This window comes from Vibrio sp. 2134-1, assembly GCF_033339495.1.
The window spans coordinates 1-598 of the sequence record NZ_JAWOUS010000671.1 but is presented as its reverse complement, the minus strand read 5'-3'; the positions used below and the strand labels follow the sequence as shown (position 1 = coordinate 598).

At 46.3% G+C, this 598-nt stretch carries 1 protein-coding gene; it reads right to left on the bottom strand.

Annotated features, from left to right (window positions below; translation table 11 throughout):
- Positions 1-405 (bottom strand): flavodoxin FldB (fldB, locus tag R7R78_RS27875; protein ID WP_225474821.1); only part of this gene is annotated, 405 nt, incomplete at its 3' end.
- Positions 406-598: the final 193 nt, after the last annotated feature.

The window sequence follows — 598 nt, the reverse complement described above, 5'->3', positions numbered from 1 at the left end:
ATCTTCCGTTAGCGCTTTAGAGGCTTCAAACTCATAGCCTTCGTTTGGCCAATAACCGATAAACTGGGCGCCGGTTGCTTTTAGCTCGTCGTGCAGTAGGCCCATGGCATCAAGGTACCATTCACCGTAGCCTTCTTGGTCGCCAAGACCAAATAGGGCCACAACTTTGCCTTTCAACGGCGTAGACGCGATGTCTTGCCAAATAGCGCTCCAATCTTCTTGGATCTCACCAAAGTCCCAAGTCGAGATGCCTAGAAGCAATAAATCATACTCAGCCATCAGAGATAGCGGCGTCTCTTTCACATTGTGAATATCGACAAGGTCTGCACCAATAATGTTGCGAATTTTCTCTGCTGCCATCTCGGTGTAGCAGGTTGTTGAGCCGTAAAAGAGTCCGATTTTCATTATATTCGTCGTTTTTTGTGTTGCTGTTGCAGAGGATTTTAACCTTAAACTGCCTAGGAATGCAGCGAATATCGTGAGATTCCCCACCTGAGCCAATTTTTTATAGCATTCACACTGGCGCTGTCTTACTCTCACTGGGTATAGATGAACAATAAAAGGAAGCGTGAATGACGGCACAACAGCCTGTCAATCA